The following is a 16,377-nucleotide window of genomic DNA, read 5'->3' as shown; positions in this document are numbered from 1 at the left end:
GGGAAGTTTGGCTCATGTCCTCCCTGCGGACGGCCATCGCCGCCCTCACCTGCACTGCTCTGCTGGCCTGCGCCGGTTGCGGCGGCGTCGGCGCGGCGCTGACCCCGGAGACCGCCGGGCTGACCACCATGGGCTTCGGCCTGCCCGACGAGCACGCCACCGCCAGGGTCGCCGCCTACCGCGCCGCGCACCCGGAGACCCCGGTGCGGATCGTGGAGGGCGCCTTCGACGCCCAGCAGTTCCTCTCCTCGGTGGCCGCGGGCCGGCCGCCGGACCTGGTCTACGCCGACCGCACCACCCTGGGCGGCTTCATCGCCCGCGGCGCCCTCCAGCCGCTGGATGACTGCGTTCGGCGGCACCGGGTCGACCTCGGCCAGTTCCGCTCCGCCGCGCTCGGCCAGCTGACCTACCAGGGGCGGCTCTACGGGCTGCCGGAGTTCAACCTGGTCCGGGTGCTGCTGGTGGGCGAGGACACCGTGCGCGCGGCCGGGGTGGCGCCGGAGCGGGTCAGCACCACCGACTGGGGCGCGCTGGCCGAGCTGACCGATCGACTGTCCGAAGTGGACGGGAACCGGCTGCGGCGGATCGGCTTCGACCCCAAGGTGCCGGAGTTCCTCCCGTTGTGGGCCAAGGCGAACGGGGCCGACCTGGTCAGCCCGGACGGGCGCACGCCGCGGCTGGACGACCCCAGGGTGGTCGAGGCGGTGGCCTTCACCACGGACCTGGTGCGGCGGCAGGGCGGCTGGCCGGTGTTCAAGGCGCTGCGCGACTCCTTCGACACCCACGGCGCGCGCAACGAGTTCGCCACCGGGCAGGAGGCCGCGCGGCCGATGGAGAACTGGTACATCAACACCCTGGCCAACAACTCCCCGAAGGCCGCGGTGTCGGTGCGCCCGTTCACCGACCGCCAGGGCAACCCGATCTCGTATGCCTCCGGCTCGGCCTGGGGCATCCCGGTCGGTGTGCGCGATCCGGCCAAGGCGTGCGAGTTCGCGGTGACCATGACCGCCGCGGACACCTGGTTCGCCGCCGCCAAGGCCCGCAAGGAAGCGTTGGCGCGCAAGGGAAGGCCGTACTCGGGCACCTACACCGCGAACCGGGTCGCGGATGGGCGGATCTTCGCCGAGCTGTACTCGGCCGCCTCGGTGCCGCTCATCGACGCGGGCGTGCGGGTGGTGCTCGACCTGCAGGACAAGGCGTTCGCGCTGCCGGTGGTGCCCGCCGGGCTGGAGTTCACCCAGGCCTACGAGGGCGCCGCGCACCGGGTGCTGACCGGCGCGCAGGACCCGGCCGGCGCGATGCGGCAGGCGCAGCGGGAGGCCGAGCTGGCCATCGAGCGAGCCAGGAGGTAGCCATGAGCGTGGTGCGGCGGGAGAGTCGCTGGGCCTGGTTCTTCCTGGCGCCCTGGCTGATCGGGCTGGCCCTGTTCACCATCGGGCCGACCATCGCCGGGCTGGTGCTCTCCTTCACCGACTACGACCTGGTCAACCCGCCGCGCGCGGTCGGCGTGGCCAACTACGCCGACCTGCTGGCCGATCCGAAGGTGGGCACCGCGCTGTGGAACACCGCGGTGTTCACCGTGCTGCACGTGCCGCTGCAGATCGTGCTGGCGCTGGCCATCGCGGTGCTGCTGCACCGGATGGCGGTGGCCCGCGGCTTCTTCCGCACCGTGCTGTACCTGCCGGTGATGACCCCGCCGGTGGCCATGGCGGCGATGTTCCTGCTGCTGCTCAACGGCCAGACCGGCGCGATCAACGAGCTGCTGTCCTGGTTCGGCGTGGACGGTCCACAGTGGACGACCGATCCGGGCTGGATCAAGCCGGGGCTGGTGCTGATGAGCCTGTGGACGGTGGGCAGCACCGTGGTGATCTACCTGGCCGCGCTGTCCGGGGTGGCGCCGGAGCTGTACGAGGCGGCCCGGCTGGACGGGGCCGGGAGGTGGGGGCAGTTCTGGCACGTGACCCTGCCCCAGATCAGCCCGACGGTGTACTTCACCGTGCTGGTCAACACGATCGCCTCGTTGCAGACCTTCACCGAGGCGTACTCGATGTTCTTCGGCGCGGGCGCCCAGTCCGGCACCGACGGCGACGCCGCGCTGTTCTACGTGATCTACCTGTTCCAGCAGGCATTCGGCGCGCTGCGGATGGGTTATGCCTCCGCGCTGGCCTGGCTGCTGTTCCTGATCATCCTGGTGGTGACCGCGTTCCAGGTGCGGGCCAGCCGCCGCCTGGTGCACTACGAGGGGAGCCCGAGGTGAGGCGGCGCCCGTTCACCGTGCTCGCGCTGCTGGTACTGGCCGCGCTGTTCCTGTTCCCGTTCCTGTGGCTGGTCAGCGCCAGCCTCAAACCGCGCGAGCGGGTCTTCGACAACAGCCTCTGGCCGGACCCGTTCACCCCGGCGAACTTCAGCGAGGTCTGGCAGGCGGTGCCGCTGCCGCTGTGGCTGCTCAACAGCCTGCTGGTGGGCCTGGCCGCGGCGCTGGCGGTCACCCTGTCCAGCGCACTGGTAGCCTTCGGCTTCGCCTACTTCCGCTTCCGCAGCCGCAACCTGCTCTTCGGCCTGGTGCTGGGCACCATGATGCTGCCTGCCGCGGTCACCATGGTGCCGGTGTACCTGGAGTGGGACTGGCTCGGTCTGGGCAACACCCAGGTCCCGCTGTGGGCGCAGAACCTGTTCGGCTCGGCCTTCTTCGTCTTCCTGCTCCGCCAGTTCTTCCTCAGCCAGTCCCGCGAGGTCTTCGAGGCGGCCAGGGTCGACGGCGCCTCCTTCCCCAGGCTGTTCACCAGCATCGCGCTGCCGCTGGTCCGGCCGGGCCTGATCGTGGTGTTCGTCTTCGAGCTGAAGAACAGCTGGACCGAGCTGATGAAACCGCTGATCTACCTGCGTGACCCGGACCTGTTCACGGTGCCCCGCGGCCTCAAGGCGGTGCTGGACCGCTTCGGCCAGGGCGGCGAGGCCCAGTGGGAGCTGGTGCTGGCCGCCAGCACCATCGCCACCGTGCCCATGATCGTGGTCTTCCTGCTGGCCCAGCGCTACTTCCTCAGCGGCCTGACCACCCAGCGCCGCTGAGGTGTCGATTCCGGTCTCGCCCGTTCGTCGGTGTCCCAAAGGACCCGAACCGGAGGAAAACCATGAGCGCCACCCTCGGCAGCATCCTGCTCGCCAGCACCGACCCCGACCGCCTGCGTGCCTGGTACCAGCAGGCCCTCGGCGCGCACGTCAGCAAGGACGGCTTCCTCATGTTCGGTGAGGTCGCCGTCCTCATCGAACACCGCGACGACATCGCCCCCGCCCCCGCCGAACCCGGCCGCGTCATCTTCAACTTCCACGTCGAGGACGCCAGGTTCGCCGCAGCCCACCTCACCAAGCTGGGCGTCACCTGGCTCGTCGAGCTGGAAGAACGCAACGAGGGCATGCTCTTCGGCACCCTGGAAGACCCCGACGGCAACTACATCCAGATCATCGAGCTCGGCGAGGCATACCAGGCCCGCATCCGCGAGGAGCGCGCCGGTGTTCACTGACACCAAGGCCTTCAGCGGCTTCTCCGTCAACGACATCCCCGCCGCCCAGACCTTCTACGCCGACACCCTGGGCCTGCGCGTCACCGAGTCCCACGGCATGTTGACGCTGCACCTGGGCTCGGGGGCGGAGGTCTTCGTCTATCCCAAGCCGAACCACGTGCCCGCGGAGTACACGGTGCTGAACTTCCCGGTCGCGGACATCGACGCGGCGGTGACCGAGCTGAGCGCGCTGGGGGTGCGGTTCGAGCGGTACGCCGGGATGACGGATGAGCGGGGGATCGCGCGGGGTTCGGAGGTGGGGCAGGGGCCGGACATCGCGTGGTTCACGGATCCGGCGGGCAACATCCTGTCGGTGCTGCAGATCTGAACTGACTCAGCCGGGACCCGACTCCTCGGCGGGCCAGCCCGTCGAGGAGTCGGTCATGTTCATGAACCTCGCGACGTCGAGTGAGACGATGAGCTGCGCGGCGAATGCCAGCACCGCCAGCGTGTTGTGGCTGGGCCGTGACCACAAAGAGTGCGCGGTCGTGACTGGGTGCGCCGGAAACATTGACACCCCCTGTCAGCGAACCGGCTCTACCGTCGGCGGCAAGATCGCTGAAAGGACCCCCATGCCCACCACCACCCGCGCCGTCATCGAGGACTTCCTCACCCGCGCCACCACCGGCACCCCCGAGGACATCGCCGCCCTCTTCGCCGAAGAGGTCGACTGGCAGCTCAACTGGCCGGCCGAAGGCCACCCCGCCGTCCCCTGGATCCGCCCCCGCCGCACCAGGTCCGAGGTCGCCGACCACTTCCGCGAGCTCGCCGAAGCCCACCTCCCCGGCACACCCAGCCGCGCCCCGGAACTCCTCGTCGACGGCCAGCACGCCGTGTTGCTCGTCGAGCTGGCCCAGACCGTGCGCGCCACCGGCCGGTCCTACACCGCCCTGTGCGCGCTGCGGTTCACCGTGGTGGACGGGTTGATCACGCGCTACCACGTCTACGAGGACAGCCTGTCCGTCGCGGTGGCGCTCACGGGCTGACCCCCGGCCGGGCCAGGGGGCGGGCGTGGCAGGCTTGGGCGGGTGAAGGTGAATCCCGGCACGGTTACCGGTATCGGCTCTCTGCCCGGCAGCGACCCCCTGGAGGCCGCGCGGATCGTGCTGGGCGAGCTGCCCGAGCTGCCGCACCTGCCCGAGCTGCCCGCGCGCGGGGTCGGCGCGGACATCATCGGCCGGACCGCGGGGCTGCTGGTGGAGCTCGCGGTGGAGGTGGTGCCCTCGGCCTACCGGGTGACCGCGCGGGCCGGGCGGGACCACCGGCGGGCGGTGGACCTGCTGCGCACCGACCTGGACGCCTTCGACGAGGCGCTGGAGGCCACCGGGCCGCGGGAGACGGTCAAGCTCCAGTCGGCCGGGCCGTGGACGCTGGTCTCGCAGGTGGAGCTGGTGCGCGGGCACCGGGTGCTCACCGACCGGGGCGCGTTGCGCGAGTTCACCGAGTCGCTGACCGAGGGGCTGATCCGGCACATCGGCGAGGTGGCCGAGCGCACCGGCGCTGCTGTGGTGCTCCAGCTCGACGAGCCCGCGCTGCCCGCGGTGCTGGACGGGCGGCTGCCCACGCCTTCGGGTTACGGCAACGTGGCCGCGGTGCCCGCGCCGGACGCCCAGGGACTGCTCGGGCAGGTGATCGAGCGGGTCAAGGCGGCGACCGGGTGCGCGGTGCTGGTGCACTGCTGCGCGCCGCGGCCGCCGGTGACGCTGTTCCGCAACGCGGGGGCGGACGCGATCGCGCTGGACGCCACCCTGATCGGCAAGGCGCCGACCGCGCTCTGGGACGAGCTGGGCGAGACCTGGGACGCGGGCACCACGCTGTTCCTCGGCCTGGTGCCCACCCTGGAACCGAAGACCCCGCCCACCCTGCGCGCACTGGCCGACCCGGCGCTGCGCCTGGTCGACCGGCTCGGCTTCAACCGCGAGCTGCTCGCCGAGCGCGCGGTGGCCACCCCGTGCTGTGGCCTGGCCGGGGCCTCGATGAGCTGGGTCCGGCGCGCGCTGGCGCTGACCAGGGACCTGGGCAAGGCGTTCGTGGAGCCGCCGGAGGGCTGGTGAGTCAGCCGTGCTCGGCCAGGAACCTGGTGACGGCCGAGCGGGCCAGCTGGGTCTGGTAGGAGCCCCAGTTCACGTCGAAGCCGTGGTCGGCGTAGGGCAGGAACAGCGCCTGGTGCGGCACGCCGGCCTTGGTCAGGCCCTCGTCCAGCTGGCGGGCTTGCGACTGGGGCATCAGGAAGTCCCGCTCGCCCTGCACGATCAGCGTGGGTGGCAGGCCGCCGCGCAGGTAGCTGCTGGGGGAGAACTCGCGGTAGCGGTCCGGCTGCTGCTGCGCGCTGCCGCCCAGCACGTCGTTGAGGATGGCCCGGCCGGTGTCGGTGCCGTCCGGTCCGGTGGCGAAGGCGGGCAGGTCGAACGGGCCGTAGAAGTCCACCACTGACCTGATCTTGCCGTCGGGCAGGTCGCAGCTGGGGCGGAAGGCGTCGGTGCCCGTGGTGTAGGCGGTCATCAGCGACAGGTGGCCGCCCGCGGACTGGCCCATCACCGAGATCCGGTTCGGGTCGACGCGGTACTCCGCCGCGTGCGCGGTGATCCAGGCCAGCGCGCACCGGCTGTCCGACACCGTTGCCCGCCAAGCGGTTCCGGGCGGCATGTCCCGCACCATCCGGTACTCGATGTCGAAGACGGTGTAGCCCAGCCCGGTCAGCAGCCGGTTCCACTCCGGGGTCATGCTCCGGTTGCCCGAGGCCCAGCCGCCGCCGTGGATGAGCAGCACCGCCTTGCCGGAGCCCGGATCCGCCGAGGGCCACACGTCCAGGTCCAGCCCGTGCCCGCCGGGCGCGGCGTAGCGCACGGTGCGGCCCTGCTCCGGCGAGCCCATGTTGAGGTGCGCGGCGTTGGCCAGGTACGTGCCGAGGCCGACCTCCGCACCGGCCCGGCTGGCCTGCTCCCTGGCGATGATCGTCGGCACCAGGCCGGTGGCCGCGGACAGCGCGACGGCCACCGCGGCCGCGATCGAGGTCCGCCACCGGCGCTTGCGCAGCGCGAGCAGCAGCACCACCACCGCGAGCAGGCTCAGCGCCAGCACGTGCAGCGGGAAGGCGCGCAGCACCAGCGCGGGCAGGAAGGACGGCTGGCGGTCGAAGAACAACAGCCAGGCCGCCGCGAGCGCGAGCAGCAGGAGCGGGGTGGCCAATGCGGGCAGCAGCCAGCCGCGCCTGGCGGGCTTGCGGGGTTCCTCCGGCATACCTCCTTCCTACACCCAGGTCTAGGCCAGCTGATGCCTAGTACGGCTACGCATTGACCTTGGGCGATATGTCCGGGAATACTTTCGGCCCAAATAGACAACTTTATTAACTATTTGGGTCCGCCGACCCAGGAATGCCGAGGATTCATGCGAGTTCCTCGCCCGGCCCTGCTCCGAACCGTGGCGCTCAGCACCGCCGTGGTCCTCGGCGCGGCGATGGTGAGCGCGGCGACCGCGAACGCGGCCGCCAGTGGTCAGATCCGGCTCGACGGCGTGGGGTACGCCCACGACGAGACCAAGATCGGCTACCTGATGGCCCCCGCGAGCAGCGAGGGCGCCCGGTTCACGGTGCTCGACGCCGCGGGCCGCACCGTGCTCGCCGGCAAGGCCGGGGCCAGCCTCGGCGGCTGGAACGCCGGGTACACCGCGGTGCACCCACTGGACTTCTCCGCGCTGAAGCGGCCCGGCAGCTACCGGGTCACCGTCTCCGGTCCGGTGCAGGCGGCCTCCGCGACCTTCCAGATCGGCACCGCCAAGCAGCTGTTCGGACCGGTCGCGGACAAGACCTTCGACTTCTACGCCGCCCAGCGCGACGGCGCCGACGTGGTGCCCGGCCGGCTCGGCCGCAAGCCCTCGCACCTCAGCGATGCCAAGGCCACCGTCTACGACACGCCGAACTTCCGGCCGGACAACCAGCTGGCCGAGCCGCTCAAGCCCACCGGGCAGACGGTGGACCTGGAAGGCGGCTGGGTCGACGCGGGCGACTTCGTCAAGTTCACCTCCAACACCGCCTACACCCTCGGCGAGCTGCTGCTGGTGCAGCGGGAGGGCAACCGCGACCGCACCCTGTCCAGCGAGATCGACTTCGGCCTGAAGTGGCTGGACAAGGCGTGGGACGAGAAGTCCAAGACCTTCTACGTGCAGGTCGGCATCGGCGTGGGCAGCCCCGACCTGGGCATCCTCGGCGACCACGACGTGTGGCGGCTGCCGGAGACCGACGACGCGCTCCAGGTGAAGCCGGGCGATGAGAAGTACTTCATCAAGCACCGCCCGGTGTTCCGGGCCGCCGCGCCCGGGGAGAAGATCAGCCCGAACCTGGCCGGTCGCGCCGCGGCCGCCTTCGCGCTGGCCGCCCAGGTCGAGTCCGGCCGCGACTGGCGCAAGGCCCGGTACTACCTGGAGCAGGCCGCCTCGGTCTTCGCCCAGGCCAAGACCACCGATGTGGGTCAGCTGACCACCGCGTTCCCGCACTCCTACTACCCGGAGAGCTCCTGGACCGACGACCTGGAGTACGGGGCCACCCAGCTCGCGCTGGCCGGTCACGCCCTCGGTGACCGCAGGGCCGGCGACTGGGCCACCCAGGCCACCCGGTGGGCCAAGGCCTACCTGGCTTCCGGCGACCAGGACACGCTGAACCTGTACAACACCAGCGCCCTCGGCCACGCCGACCTGGTGAAGGTGTTGCGCGGCAGGTGGGTCCGGGACGCGCAGGTGACCGAGGCGCAGCTGATCGGCGACCTCAAGCGGCAGCTGGACAAGGGCGTGGCCCGCGCGGCGACCAGCCCGTTCCGCACCGCGGTGGACATCACCGCCTTCGACGTGGCCACCCGCAGCTTCGGCTACGCGGCCACCGTCGAGCTGTACCGCTCGGTGACCAGGGACCGCGGCTACGATGCCTTCGGCTCGCAGCAGCGCAACTTCGCCCTGGGCGCCAACTCCTGGGGGCTGTCCCTGGTGATCGGCGTCGGGCCGCGGTTCCCGTACTGCCCGCACCACCAGGCGGCCAACCTCTCCGGCAGCACCACCGGCGGGGAGAAGATCCTGGTCGGCGGCGTGGTCAACGGGCCGAACGCGGCGGAGAAGTTCGCCAGCCTCGGCGACCTGCCCGGCGGCGGCGTGGCGTGCTCGCACCCGCTGGCGGCCTTCGACGGCCAGGGCTCCCGGTTCGTCGACGACGTGCGGGCTTGGCCGAGCAGCGAACCCGCGATCGACTACACCGCAACGGGAACACTGGCGCTGGGCCTGACCGCCCTGCGCTGACCACACGTGCTGGTGGCGGCCTCCTGACCCCGACCGGGGGCCGTCACCAGCCCACCAAGGCCAAGCCCGCCAACGAGATCCCGGCCGCCAGCGCGGTGGAGGCGGTGCCCAGCACCAGCGCTCTCGGTCCGGTGGCCAGCAACTCCCGCAGCCGCACCGCGGTGCCCAGTGCGAACAGCGCCCCGGCCATCAGCACGGTCGCGGCCACCTTCGCCACCGCCAGCACCTGATCCGGCAGCAAACCGGTGCTGCGCACCAGGATCATCGCCACGAAGCCGAGCACGAACACCGGCGGCAGCCACTGCCCCTGCCTGCGGCCCACGATCGTCACCAGCGGCGCGAGCAGCACCACCCGGCTCAGCTTCACCACCACTGCCGCCGACACCGCCGCCGCACCCGCGGGCGCCGCGCCGACCAGCACCTGCGCCACCTCGTGCACGCTCGCCCCCGCCCAGCCACCGGTGGCCCGCGCGGACAGGCCGAGCAACTCGGCGAGCACCGGCAGCAGCAGCATCCAGAGGCTGCCGAACAGCGTCACCAGCGCCACCGCGGTGGCCACGTCCCGGTCCCGTCTGGGCACCACGCCCTCCATCGCGGCCACCGCGGCCGCGCCGCAGATCGAGAAGCCGGTGGCCACCAGCGTGCTCAGGCCCTCGGGCAGGCCGAGCCAGCGGCCGAGCAGCCGGGTGCCGAGGAAGGTTCCGGCCACCGTGGCCAGCACCACCAGCAGCATGCCGCCGCCCAGGTCGAGCACGTCGCTGACCGCCAGCTGGAGCCCGAGCAGCACCACCCCCGCCCGCACCAGCCGCCGCGCCGCCCAGGTCAGCCCGGGGGCGCAGGCAGCGGGCAGCACGCCCTCGGCCCGCCCGCGCAGGTTGCCGACCGCGATCCCGAGCAGCACCGCCACGGTCAGCGCGCTCACCGAGGGCGCCACCGCCGCGACCCCGAGCGCGACCGCCACCGCGGCGGCGACCACCAGCAAGCCCGGCGCCGTTGCCGAGCCACGCGTAAATGTCCTCACCACATGAGCATCGGCCCGCGTGTGACACTCCGGTAGGCCGAGTTGGGTAGGCCGTCATACCCTTTGGTTATGACCAAGCCGCCGGACCCCGAGTCACTCGACCTGCTCGTCCGGCTCGCCGAGCTGGGCAGTCTCGGCCAGGCCGCCGCGCGGCTGGGCATCAGCCAGCCCGCGGCCAGCAAACGCCTGGCCACCTTGGAGAAGCGGCTCGGGCTGGCCCTGGTCGACCGCAGCACCAGGGGATCCACGCTCACCGAGTCCGGCCAGATGGTCACCGAATGGGCCAAACGGGTGCTCGCCGAACTGGACGTGCTGCTGCACGGCGCGGAGGCGCTGCGCGATCGCCGGGTGGCCGAGCTGAGTGTGGCGGCCAGCATGACCGTGGCCGAGCACCTGGTGCCCGGCTGGATCACCGAGCTGCGCCGCGGCAACCCCGGGCTCTACGTGGGTCTCCAGGTGACCAACTCGGCCGCGGTGGCCGAGTTGGCCCGGCGCGGCGAGGTCGACCTCGGCTTCGTCGAGTCGCCCTCGGTGCCGCGCGGGCTGCGCACCCGCCGGGTGGCCGAGGACCGGCTGGCCGTGGTGGTCGCGCCCGGCCATCCGTGGGCGAAACGGCGCAGACCGGTTGGCCCGGCCGAGCTCGTGGGTACTCCGCTGGTTGTCCGGGAACGGGGTTCCGGCACCAGGGAAACCCTCGAACGGGCGATGGAACGCACCGGAATGGGTGAGGTCCGGGCGCTGGTCGAGCTGGGCTCCACCACGGCCGTGCGCGGCGCGGTCGCGGCCGGGTCCGGCCCGGCGGTGCTCAGCGTGCTCGCGGTCGAGGCCGACCTGGCCGACCGGCGGCTGGTCGAGGTGCCGGTCAGCGGGATCGACCTGCGGCGGCAACTTCGCGCCGTGTGGCCCGCCGGACGGGCGCTCGCGCCACCGGCGGCAGCCTTGCTGGCAGTGGCGACCAGAGCTTCTCGCCCAGCCCGGTGACTTCGACGCTACGGTGGGTATAGCTACCGCACTGGATGAGGATTGGCGGCCATGAAACGGTTCCTGCGCAAGCTGCGTGGCGGCTTCGAGCCCGACCCGGTCGAGCCAGCCGACCCGCACGAGGCCGCCGTCGCGTTCTGGCAGCGCTGGAACACCGAGCTGCTGCCGCAGGTGAGCGCGGCGCTCGGGGACAAGGACCCCGGCCGGGTGGAGAACCTGGTGGTGGAGGCGGTCACCGCGATCCACCCCAACCTCCAGTTCGCGGTGGAACGCGGGCAGCGGGCGGTGTACGCGCTGGTGCTCAGCGCCCAGGGCGACCCGGACCTGCGGCCCTACACCGACGCCTGGCTGGCCGCGGCGCCCGATCCCGGCCCGATGTGGGAGTTCTACGACGCGGTGCCGCCGGTGCCCGACCCCAACGAGGTCACCGTCAACCTGGGCCCGCACCGGCTGCCGCTGTCCCAGGTCCGGCTGGCCGCGCTGATCGACGAGGAGGCCGGACTGGTCGACGTCGCGGTCTTCCACCCCGGCATCGCCGCCCTGGACGACGCGGGCAAGGCCGCGATGACCTTCCTGCCGCTGGACGCCACCCTCGGCGAGCGGCTGGCCGGGGACCGGCTGGGCCGGGTGGAGACCGCCGAGGCCGAGCCGGTGGACGCCATCACCCTGGTCGAGCTGCGCGAGCTGGTGGTCGAGCTGGACCGGCGACACTCCGGCCGCTGACCCGCTAAAACTGTCGGTGGGTTTGACTAGGCTTGCCGCTGTGACCAGGAACGACAGCAGTGAGCTAGACGTCACCGCGGCGGCGCGCCAGCGCCACGCGGAGCTGGCCCAGGAGATCACCGACCACCAGTACCGGTACTACGTGACCTCGCCGGTGATCTCCGACGCCGAGTTCGACCAGCTCTTCCGCGAGCTGCAAGCGCTGGAGGCCGAGCACCCGGCCCTGGTCACCCCCGACTCGCCGACCCAGCGGGTCAGCGGCAGCTTCGCCACCGAGTTCGTCCCGGTGGACCACCTGGAGCGGATGCTCAGCCTGGACAACGCGTTCAACGCCGAGGAGCTCCAGGCCTGGGCCGAGCGGGTGGAGAAGGAAGTCGGCGCGGACGCGCACTTCCTGTGCGAGCTGAAGATCGACGGCCTCGCGGTCAACCTGCTCTACCGGGACGGGCGGCTGGAACGCGGCCTGACCAGGGGCGACGGCCGCACCGGCGAGGACGTCACGCTCAACCTGCGCACCCTGGCCGACGTGCCCGCGCGCCTGGTCGGCACGGCGGAGCTCCCGGTGCCGGAGTTGGTGGAGATCCGCGGCGAGGTCTTCTTCACCCTCGCTGACTTCGCCGAGCTGAACGCGGCCCAGGTGGAGGCGGGCAAGCCGCCGTTCGCCAACCCGCGCAACGCGGCGGCCGGATCGTTGCGGCAGAAGGATCCCAAGGTCACCGCGAGCCGCCCGCTGCGGATGATCTGCCACGGCCTCGGCAAGCGGGCCGGCTTCGAACCGGCCCGGCAGTCCGACTCCTACAACGCGCTCAAGGCCTGGGGCCTGCGGGTCTCCACGCACACCAGGGTGCTGTCCACTGTGGACGAGGTCACCGCCTACATCACCGGCTGGGGCGAGCGCAGGCACGACGCCGAGCACGAGATCGACGGCGTGGTGGTCAAGGTGGACGAGGTCACCCACCAGCGCCGCCTCGGCGCCACCTCGCGCGCGCCGCGGTGGGCGATCGCCTACAAGTACCCGCCGGAGGAGGTCACCACCCAGCTGCTGGACATCCGGGTCAACGTGGGCCGCACCGGCCGGGTCACCCCGTTCGCGGTGACCGAGCCGGTCAAGGTGGCCGGGTCGGTGGTCGCGCGGGCCACCCTGCACAACGCCAACGAGGTCCGGCGCAAGGGCGTGCTGATCGGCGACCGGATCGTGCTGCGCAAGGCGGGCGACGTGATCCCCGAGGTGCTCGGCCCGGTGGTGGAGGCCCGCGACGGCAGCGAGCGCGAGTTCATCATGCCCACCGAGTGCCCGGAGTGCGGGGCCACGCTGCGGCCGATGAAGGAGGCGGATGTCGACATCCGCTGCCCGAACGCCCAGTTCTGCCCCGGGCAGCTGCGCGAGCGGCTGTCCTACCTGGCCGGCCGGTCCGCGCTGGACATCGAGGTGCTCGGCTTCGAGGCCGCCGCCGCCCTGGTCGCCTCCGACGTCTACACCAACGAACGCGACCTGTTCGACCTGGACGCGGACAAGCTGCGCCAGGTGCCGCTGTTCCGCACCATGGCCGGCGGGCTGTCCGCGAACGGGCAGAAGCTGCTGGAGAACCTGGAGACGGTCAAGACCCGGCCGCTGTGGCGGATCCTGGTCGCGCTGTCCATCCGGCACGTCGGCCCCAAGGCGGCCAGGGACCTGGCCCGCGAGCTGGGCTCGATCGAGGTGATCGCGCAGGCCACCGAGGAGCAGCTGGCCGCGGTCGACGGCGTCGGGCCCACCATCGTGCAAGCCGTGCGCGAGTGGTTCGAGGTGGACTGGCACCGCGAGGTGGTCGACGCCTGGGCCGCGGCCGGGGTGCGGCTGGCCGAGGACCGCGACGAGTCGATGCCGCGCACGCTGGCCGGACTGTCCATTGTGGTCACCGGCAGCCTGCCCGGCTTCTCCAGGGACGAGGCCAAGGAGGCCATCCTGTCCAGGGGTGGCAAGGCGGTCGGCTCGGTGTCGAAGAAAACCAGTTTTGTGGTGGTCGGCGAAGCGCCAGGATCCAAGTACGACAAGGCGGTGCAGCTGAAGGTGCCGGTCCTGGACGAGGACGGGTTCCGGGTGCTGCTGGAGTCCGGTCCGGAGGCAGCCGCCGAGGTGGCCACGGTCGGCGCGGACGGGGGAGCCGGAGATGGCGACGGAGATCAGGGTTCGGCGGGCTGAACCGGCCGAGCTGGACGCGGTGGGCGAGCTGACCGTCGCCGCCTACCAGGCAGGCGGGTTCATCCCGGAAGGCAGCGACTACGGCACCACGCTGCGGGACGCGGCCGCCCGCGCCCGTGCGGCCGAGCTGCTGGTGGCCGCCGATGACGAGGGCCGGCTGCTGGGCACGGTGACCGTGGTGCGGCCCGGCACCGAGTTCGCCGAGGTGTCCGAACCGGGTGAACTGGAGTTCCGGATGCTCGCCGTCGACCCGGCCCAGCACGGCAAGGGCATCGGCGAACAGCTGCTCCGCGCGGTCCTGGACCGGGCCGCTGACCTGGGCGTCAGCCGGGTGGTCATGTGCAGCACGTCCACCATGGCCGCGGCACACCGGCTGTACCGGCGGCACGGGTTCACCCGGTTGCCGTCGCGCGACTTCTCCCCGGTCCCGGGAGTCTTGCTGCACGGTTTCGTCCGGGAAATGATCTAGGAGCGCCGCATGCTTCCCCTGCTTCAGTGCTGCCCCAACGGCAGCCGCCCCGCTGAGGCCCACCCCGCCGTGCCGATCACCCCCTGGCAGCTGGCCACCGCGGTCGCCGAGGTCGCCGAGCTGGGCGTCACCTCGGTGCACCTGCACCCCAGGGACGCGGTCGGCCTGGAGACCCTGGCCGGTCCCGAGCTGGCCACCGTGGTCGCCACCGTGCGCGCGGCCGCCCCTGGCGTGGAGATCGGCGTCAGCACCGGCGCCTGGATCACCCCGGACCCGGTGCGCCGCACCGAGCTGGTCGAAGGCTGGTCCGGCCTGGCCGCCGGCCGCCCGGACGTGGCCTCGGTGAACGTGCACGAGCCCGGCTGGCTGCCGGTCTGCGCCGCCCTGCACCGCGCGGGCGTCGGCATCGAGCTCGGCGTGTTCACCACCAAGGCCGCGGCCCTGCTGCGCGTCGAGGGCGTGCCGGCGGGCACCGTCCGGGTGCTGGCCGAGGTCCAGGAGACCAACCCCGACCGCGCCCAGGCCGCCGCCACCGACCTGCTCGCCGCGCTGGACTTCCTGCCACCCGACCTGCCGATCCTGCTGCACGGCGAGGAGGGCGGCGCCTGGCCGGTGCTCGCCGAAGCCGTCCGCCTCGGCCTGCACCGCCGGATCGGCCTGGAGGACACCCTGGTGCTGCCCGACGGCACCCCGGCCCCGGACAACGCCGCCCTGGTCCGCGCCGCCCAGACCCTCCAAGGTGCATAGTTGGTGTATGGCGCGCACAACCATCGACATCGATGAGGAGCTGGTCGACGAGGCCATGCGGCGATATGGCCTGAGGACCAAGAAAGACGCCGTAGATTTCGCCTTGCGCAGGCTAGTCGGTCCCAAGATCACCACGGAAGAGTTGCTGTCTCTTGAAGGCATCGGCTGGGAGGGTGACCTGGAACAGATGAGGGCCGACAACCCGGAGTGCGCGTGGAACAGCGCCTGATCGGCAGCTGATGCGTGACCCTGGTTCCTTGGCCACCACGGAACCTGTCATCTTGGAGGTGCGGTCGGGTTTGGACGGGTTCCGGCTGATTCGGCTGGACCAGGCGCTCAGTAGTCTCACGCTGCTCGGCGTTGACCCGGCGGTGGACTTCCACACCGGCTCCGAGTTGTACCGCGCGGTGCGGAAAACCGGCCACACCGTTCGTTCGATGATGGACTGCCTCATCGCGGCGGTCGCGCTCCGAACCGGTGCCGTCCTCGTGCACGCGCTGTGAACTCCGCCCAGGCCACCTGACCCCTCAGCGCGGCAGCAGCGCCCCGGACCGCTTCACCGTCCGCACCACCGGCGCGGTCTCCATCGAGTGCACCCCGGCCAGCCCGCCCACCCGCTCGGTCAGGTACCGGTACAACTCCCCGGCGTCGCGGCAGGCCACCATCGCGGTCAGGTTGGTCCGCCCGGTGGTCACCCCGGCGAAGCTCACCTCCGGGTGCCCGCCGACCGTCGCCGCGACCCGGCGCAGCGCCGAGGGCCGCACGGTCAGCCACAACCGCGCCTCGGCACGCAGCCCGAGCGCCGCGGGCGGCACATCCACCTCGAACACCAGCACCCCGCTCTCCCGCAGCGCGTCGATCCGCCGCTTCACCGTGGACTCCGACCAGCCCGTGGCCGCCGCCAGTTCGGTGTGCCTCGTCCGGCCGTCCCTGGCCAGTGCCGCCAGCAGCGCGTGGTCGCCGTCGTCCAGTGGCACAACGGGTCCCGCCTCGCCGAGCAGGGCGTGCGCGCTGAGGTCCAGCACCCTGGCGGTGCGCGGCAGCTTGTCCATCAGCAGGGTGTCCCGGTCGGCCTCGGTTCGCGCCTGGACGTGGCAGGAGATCTCGGTGCCGCCGGAGAGCAGGTGCACCCAGAAGGTGTCCGGGCGACGGGCCAGCGCGGTGGCGATCGGGGTCGCCGCGTCCGGGGTGCAGCGGATGCGCAGGGTCCACGAGGTGTAGCCGGCCAGCGGGCCGTACACCGAGCCCACCACCCGCAGCAGCCCGGCCGAGCGCAGCCGCTGGTACCGGCGGGCCACCGTGTTCTCCGAGACGCCCAGCGCCCCGGCGATCCGGCTGAACGGGGCGCGGCCGTCCTGCTGGAGGGTCGTGACGATTTCCCGCTCCAACTCGTCCAGAATGACGGATTCCACCG

18 protein-coding genes are annotated in these 16,377 nt (G+C 72.0%); 15 read left to right on the top strand and 3 right to left on the bottom strand.

What is annotated here, in order from left to right; genetic code table 11:
* Positions 1 to 14 precede the first annotated feature (14 nt).
* The 7 genes from N8J89_RS34580 (at position 15) to N8J89_RS34550 (ending at position 5,614) form a co-directional block, all read left to right on the top strand.
* The gene (locus N8J89_RS34580; protein WP_283661148.1) at positions 15 to 1,352 is read left to right on the top strand and encodes an ABC transporter substrate-binding protein; all 1,338 of its coding nucleotides are present in this window, start codon (positions 15 to 17) and stop codon (positions 1,350 to 1,352) included.
* Positions 1,353 to 1,354: 2 nt separating this feature from the next.
* Positions 1,355 to 2,257 (top strand): carbohydrate ABC transporter permease, encoded by a 903-nt coding sequence (locus tag N8J89_RS34575; RefSeq protein WP_283661147.1) that lies wholly within the window; start codon positions 1,355 to 1,357, stop codon positions 2,255 to 2,257.
* The gene (locus tag N8J89_RS34570) at positions 2,254 to 3,069 is read left to right on the top strand and encodes a carbohydrate ABC transporter permease (RefSeq protein ID WP_283661146.1); all 816 of its coding nucleotides are present in this window, start codon (positions 2,254 to 2,256) and stop codon (positions 3,067 to 3,069) included. The genes N8J89_RS34575 and N8J89_RS34570 overlap by 4 nt, the downstream gene beginning before the upstream one ends.
* A gap of 62 nt (positions 3,070 to 3,131) precedes the next feature.
* Entirely contained in the window at positions 3,132 to 3,521 is a 390-nt protein-coding gene (locus tag N8J89_RS34565; protein WP_283661145.1) for a VOC family protein, read from the top strand.
* Complete coding sequence (locus N8J89_RS34560) at positions 3,511 to 3,888, top strand: VOC family protein (RefSeq protein ID WP_283661144.1); 378 nt, start codon at positions 3,511 to 3,513, stop codon at positions 3,886 to 3,888. Before N8J89_RS34565 ends, N8J89_RS34560 begins: the two co-directional genes overlap by 11 nt.
* Positions 3,889 to 4,132: 244 nt before the next feature.
* The gene (locus N8J89_RS34555; protein ID WP_283661143.1) at positions 4,133 to 4,546 is read left to right on the top strand and encodes a nuclear transport factor 2 family protein; all 414 of its coding nucleotides are present in this window, start codon (positions 4,133 to 4,135) and stop codon (positions 4,544 to 4,546) included.
* A 42-nt stretch (positions 4,547 to 4,588) separates the two neighbouring features.
* Positions 4,589 to 5,614: a methionine synthase gene (locus N8J89_RS34550; RefSeq protein WP_283661142.1), complete on the top strand. Its 1,026-nt coding sequence runs from the start codon at positions 4,589 to 4,591 to the stop codon at positions 5,612 to 5,614.
* A 1-nt stretch (position 5,615) separates the two neighbouring features.
* Here the strand turns inward: N8J89_RS34550 and N8J89_RS34545 are convergent, their stop codons facing one another.
* On the bottom strand, positions 5,616 to 6,800 hold the full coding sequence (locus N8J89_RS34545; RefSeq protein ID WP_283661141.1) for an alpha/beta hydrolase: 1,185 nt from the start codon (positions 6,798 to 6,800) through the stop codon (positions 5,616 to 5,618).
* A gap of 147 nt (positions 6,801 to 6,947) precedes the next feature.
* Here N8J89_RS34545 and N8J89_RS34540 point away from each other — a divergent pair, with 147 nt between their 5' ends.
* Positions 6,948 to 8,840, top strand: coding sequence for a glycoside hydrolase family 9 protein (locus tag N8J89_RS34540; RefSeq protein WP_283661140.1), 1,893 nt, complete (start codon positions 6,948 to 6,950; stop codon positions 8,838 to 8,840).
* Positions 8,841 to 8,883: 43 nt separating this feature from the next.
* Here N8J89_RS34540 and N8J89_RS34535 read toward each other — a convergent pair whose 3' ends face one another.
* The gene (locus tag N8J89_RS34535) at positions 8,884 to 9,822 is read right to left on the bottom strand and encodes a YeiH family protein (RefSeq protein WP_502868366.1); all 939 of its coding nucleotides are present in this window, start codon (positions 9,820 to 9,822) and stop codon (positions 8,884 to 8,886) included.
* Positions 9,823 to 9,930: 108 nt separating this feature from the next.
* On the opposite strand from N8J89_RS34535, the gene N8J89_RS34530 reads away from it, so the two are divergent.
* The 7 genes from N8J89_RS34530 to N8J89_RS34500 are packed head-to-tail and all read left to right on the top strand — an operon-like array spanning position 9,931 to position 15,466.
* Positions 9,931 to 10,842, top strand: a complete 912-nt coding sequence (locus N8J89_RS34530) for a LysR family transcriptional regulator (RefSeq protein ID WP_283661139.1) — start codon at positions 9,931 to 9,933, stop codon at positions 10,840 to 10,842.
* A gap of 51 nt (positions 10,843 to 10,893) precedes the next feature.
* Positions 10,894 to 11,565, top strand: a complete 672-nt coding sequence (locus tag N8J89_RS34525; RefSeq protein WP_252485001.1) for a hypothetical protein — start codon at positions 10,894 to 10,896, stop codon at positions 11,563 to 11,565.
* Between the two features lie 10 nt (positions 11,566 to 11,575).
* Entirely contained in the window at positions 11,576 to 13,747 is a 2,172-nt protein-coding gene (gene ligA, locus N8J89_RS34520; protein WP_502868513.1) for an NAD-dependent DNA ligase LigA, read from the top strand.
* The gene (locus N8J89_RS34515; RefSeq protein WP_283661137.1) at positions 13,716 to 14,216 is read left to right on the top strand and encodes a GNAT family N-acetyltransferase; all 501 of its coding nucleotides are present in this window, start codon (positions 13,716 to 13,718) and stop codon (positions 14,214 to 14,216) included. Before ligA ends, N8J89_RS34515 begins: the two co-directional genes overlap by 32 nt.
* Positions 14,217 to 14,225: 9 nt before the next feature.
* The gene (locus tag N8J89_RS34510; RefSeq protein WP_283661136.1) at positions 14,226 to 14,963 is read left to right on the top strand and encodes a 3-keto-5-aminohexanoate cleavage protein; all 738 of its coding nucleotides are present in this window, start codon (positions 14,226 to 14,228) and stop codon (positions 14,961 to 14,963) included.
* A gap of 7 nt (positions 14,964 to 14,970) precedes the next feature.
* Positions 14,971 to 15,192, top strand: coding sequence for a type II toxin-antitoxin system VapB family antitoxin (locus tag N8J89_RS34505; protein WP_283661135.1), 222 nt, complete (start codon positions 14,971 to 14,973; stop codon positions 15,190 to 15,192).
* A 10-nt stretch (positions 15,193 to 15,202) separates the two neighbouring features.
* Entirely contained in the window at positions 15,203 to 15,466 is a 264-nt protein-coding gene (locus tag N8J89_RS34500; protein ID WP_283661134.1) for a PIN domain-containing protein, read from the top strand.
* Positions 15,467 to 15,490: 24 nt separating this feature from the next.
* Here the strand turns inward: N8J89_RS34500 and N8J89_RS34495 are convergent, their stop codons facing one another.
* Positions 15,491 to 16,375 carry an Lrp/AsnC family transcriptional regulator gene (locus N8J89_RS34495; RefSeq protein WP_283661133.1) on the bottom strand — a complete coding sequence of 295 codons (885 nt, stop codon included), beginning with the start codon at positions 16,373 to 16,375 and terminating at the stop codon, positions 15,491 to 15,493.
* Positions 16,376 to 16,377: the final 2 nt, after the last annotated feature.

It is taken from the genome of Crossiella sp. CA-258035, from assembly GCF_030064675.1.
GTDB lineage: Bacteria > Actinomycetota > Actinomycetes > Mycobacteriales > Pseudonocardiaceae > Crossiella.
Note: the sequence above shows the minus strand (reverse complement) of the source record. Positions and strands in the feature narration are given on the sequence as shown.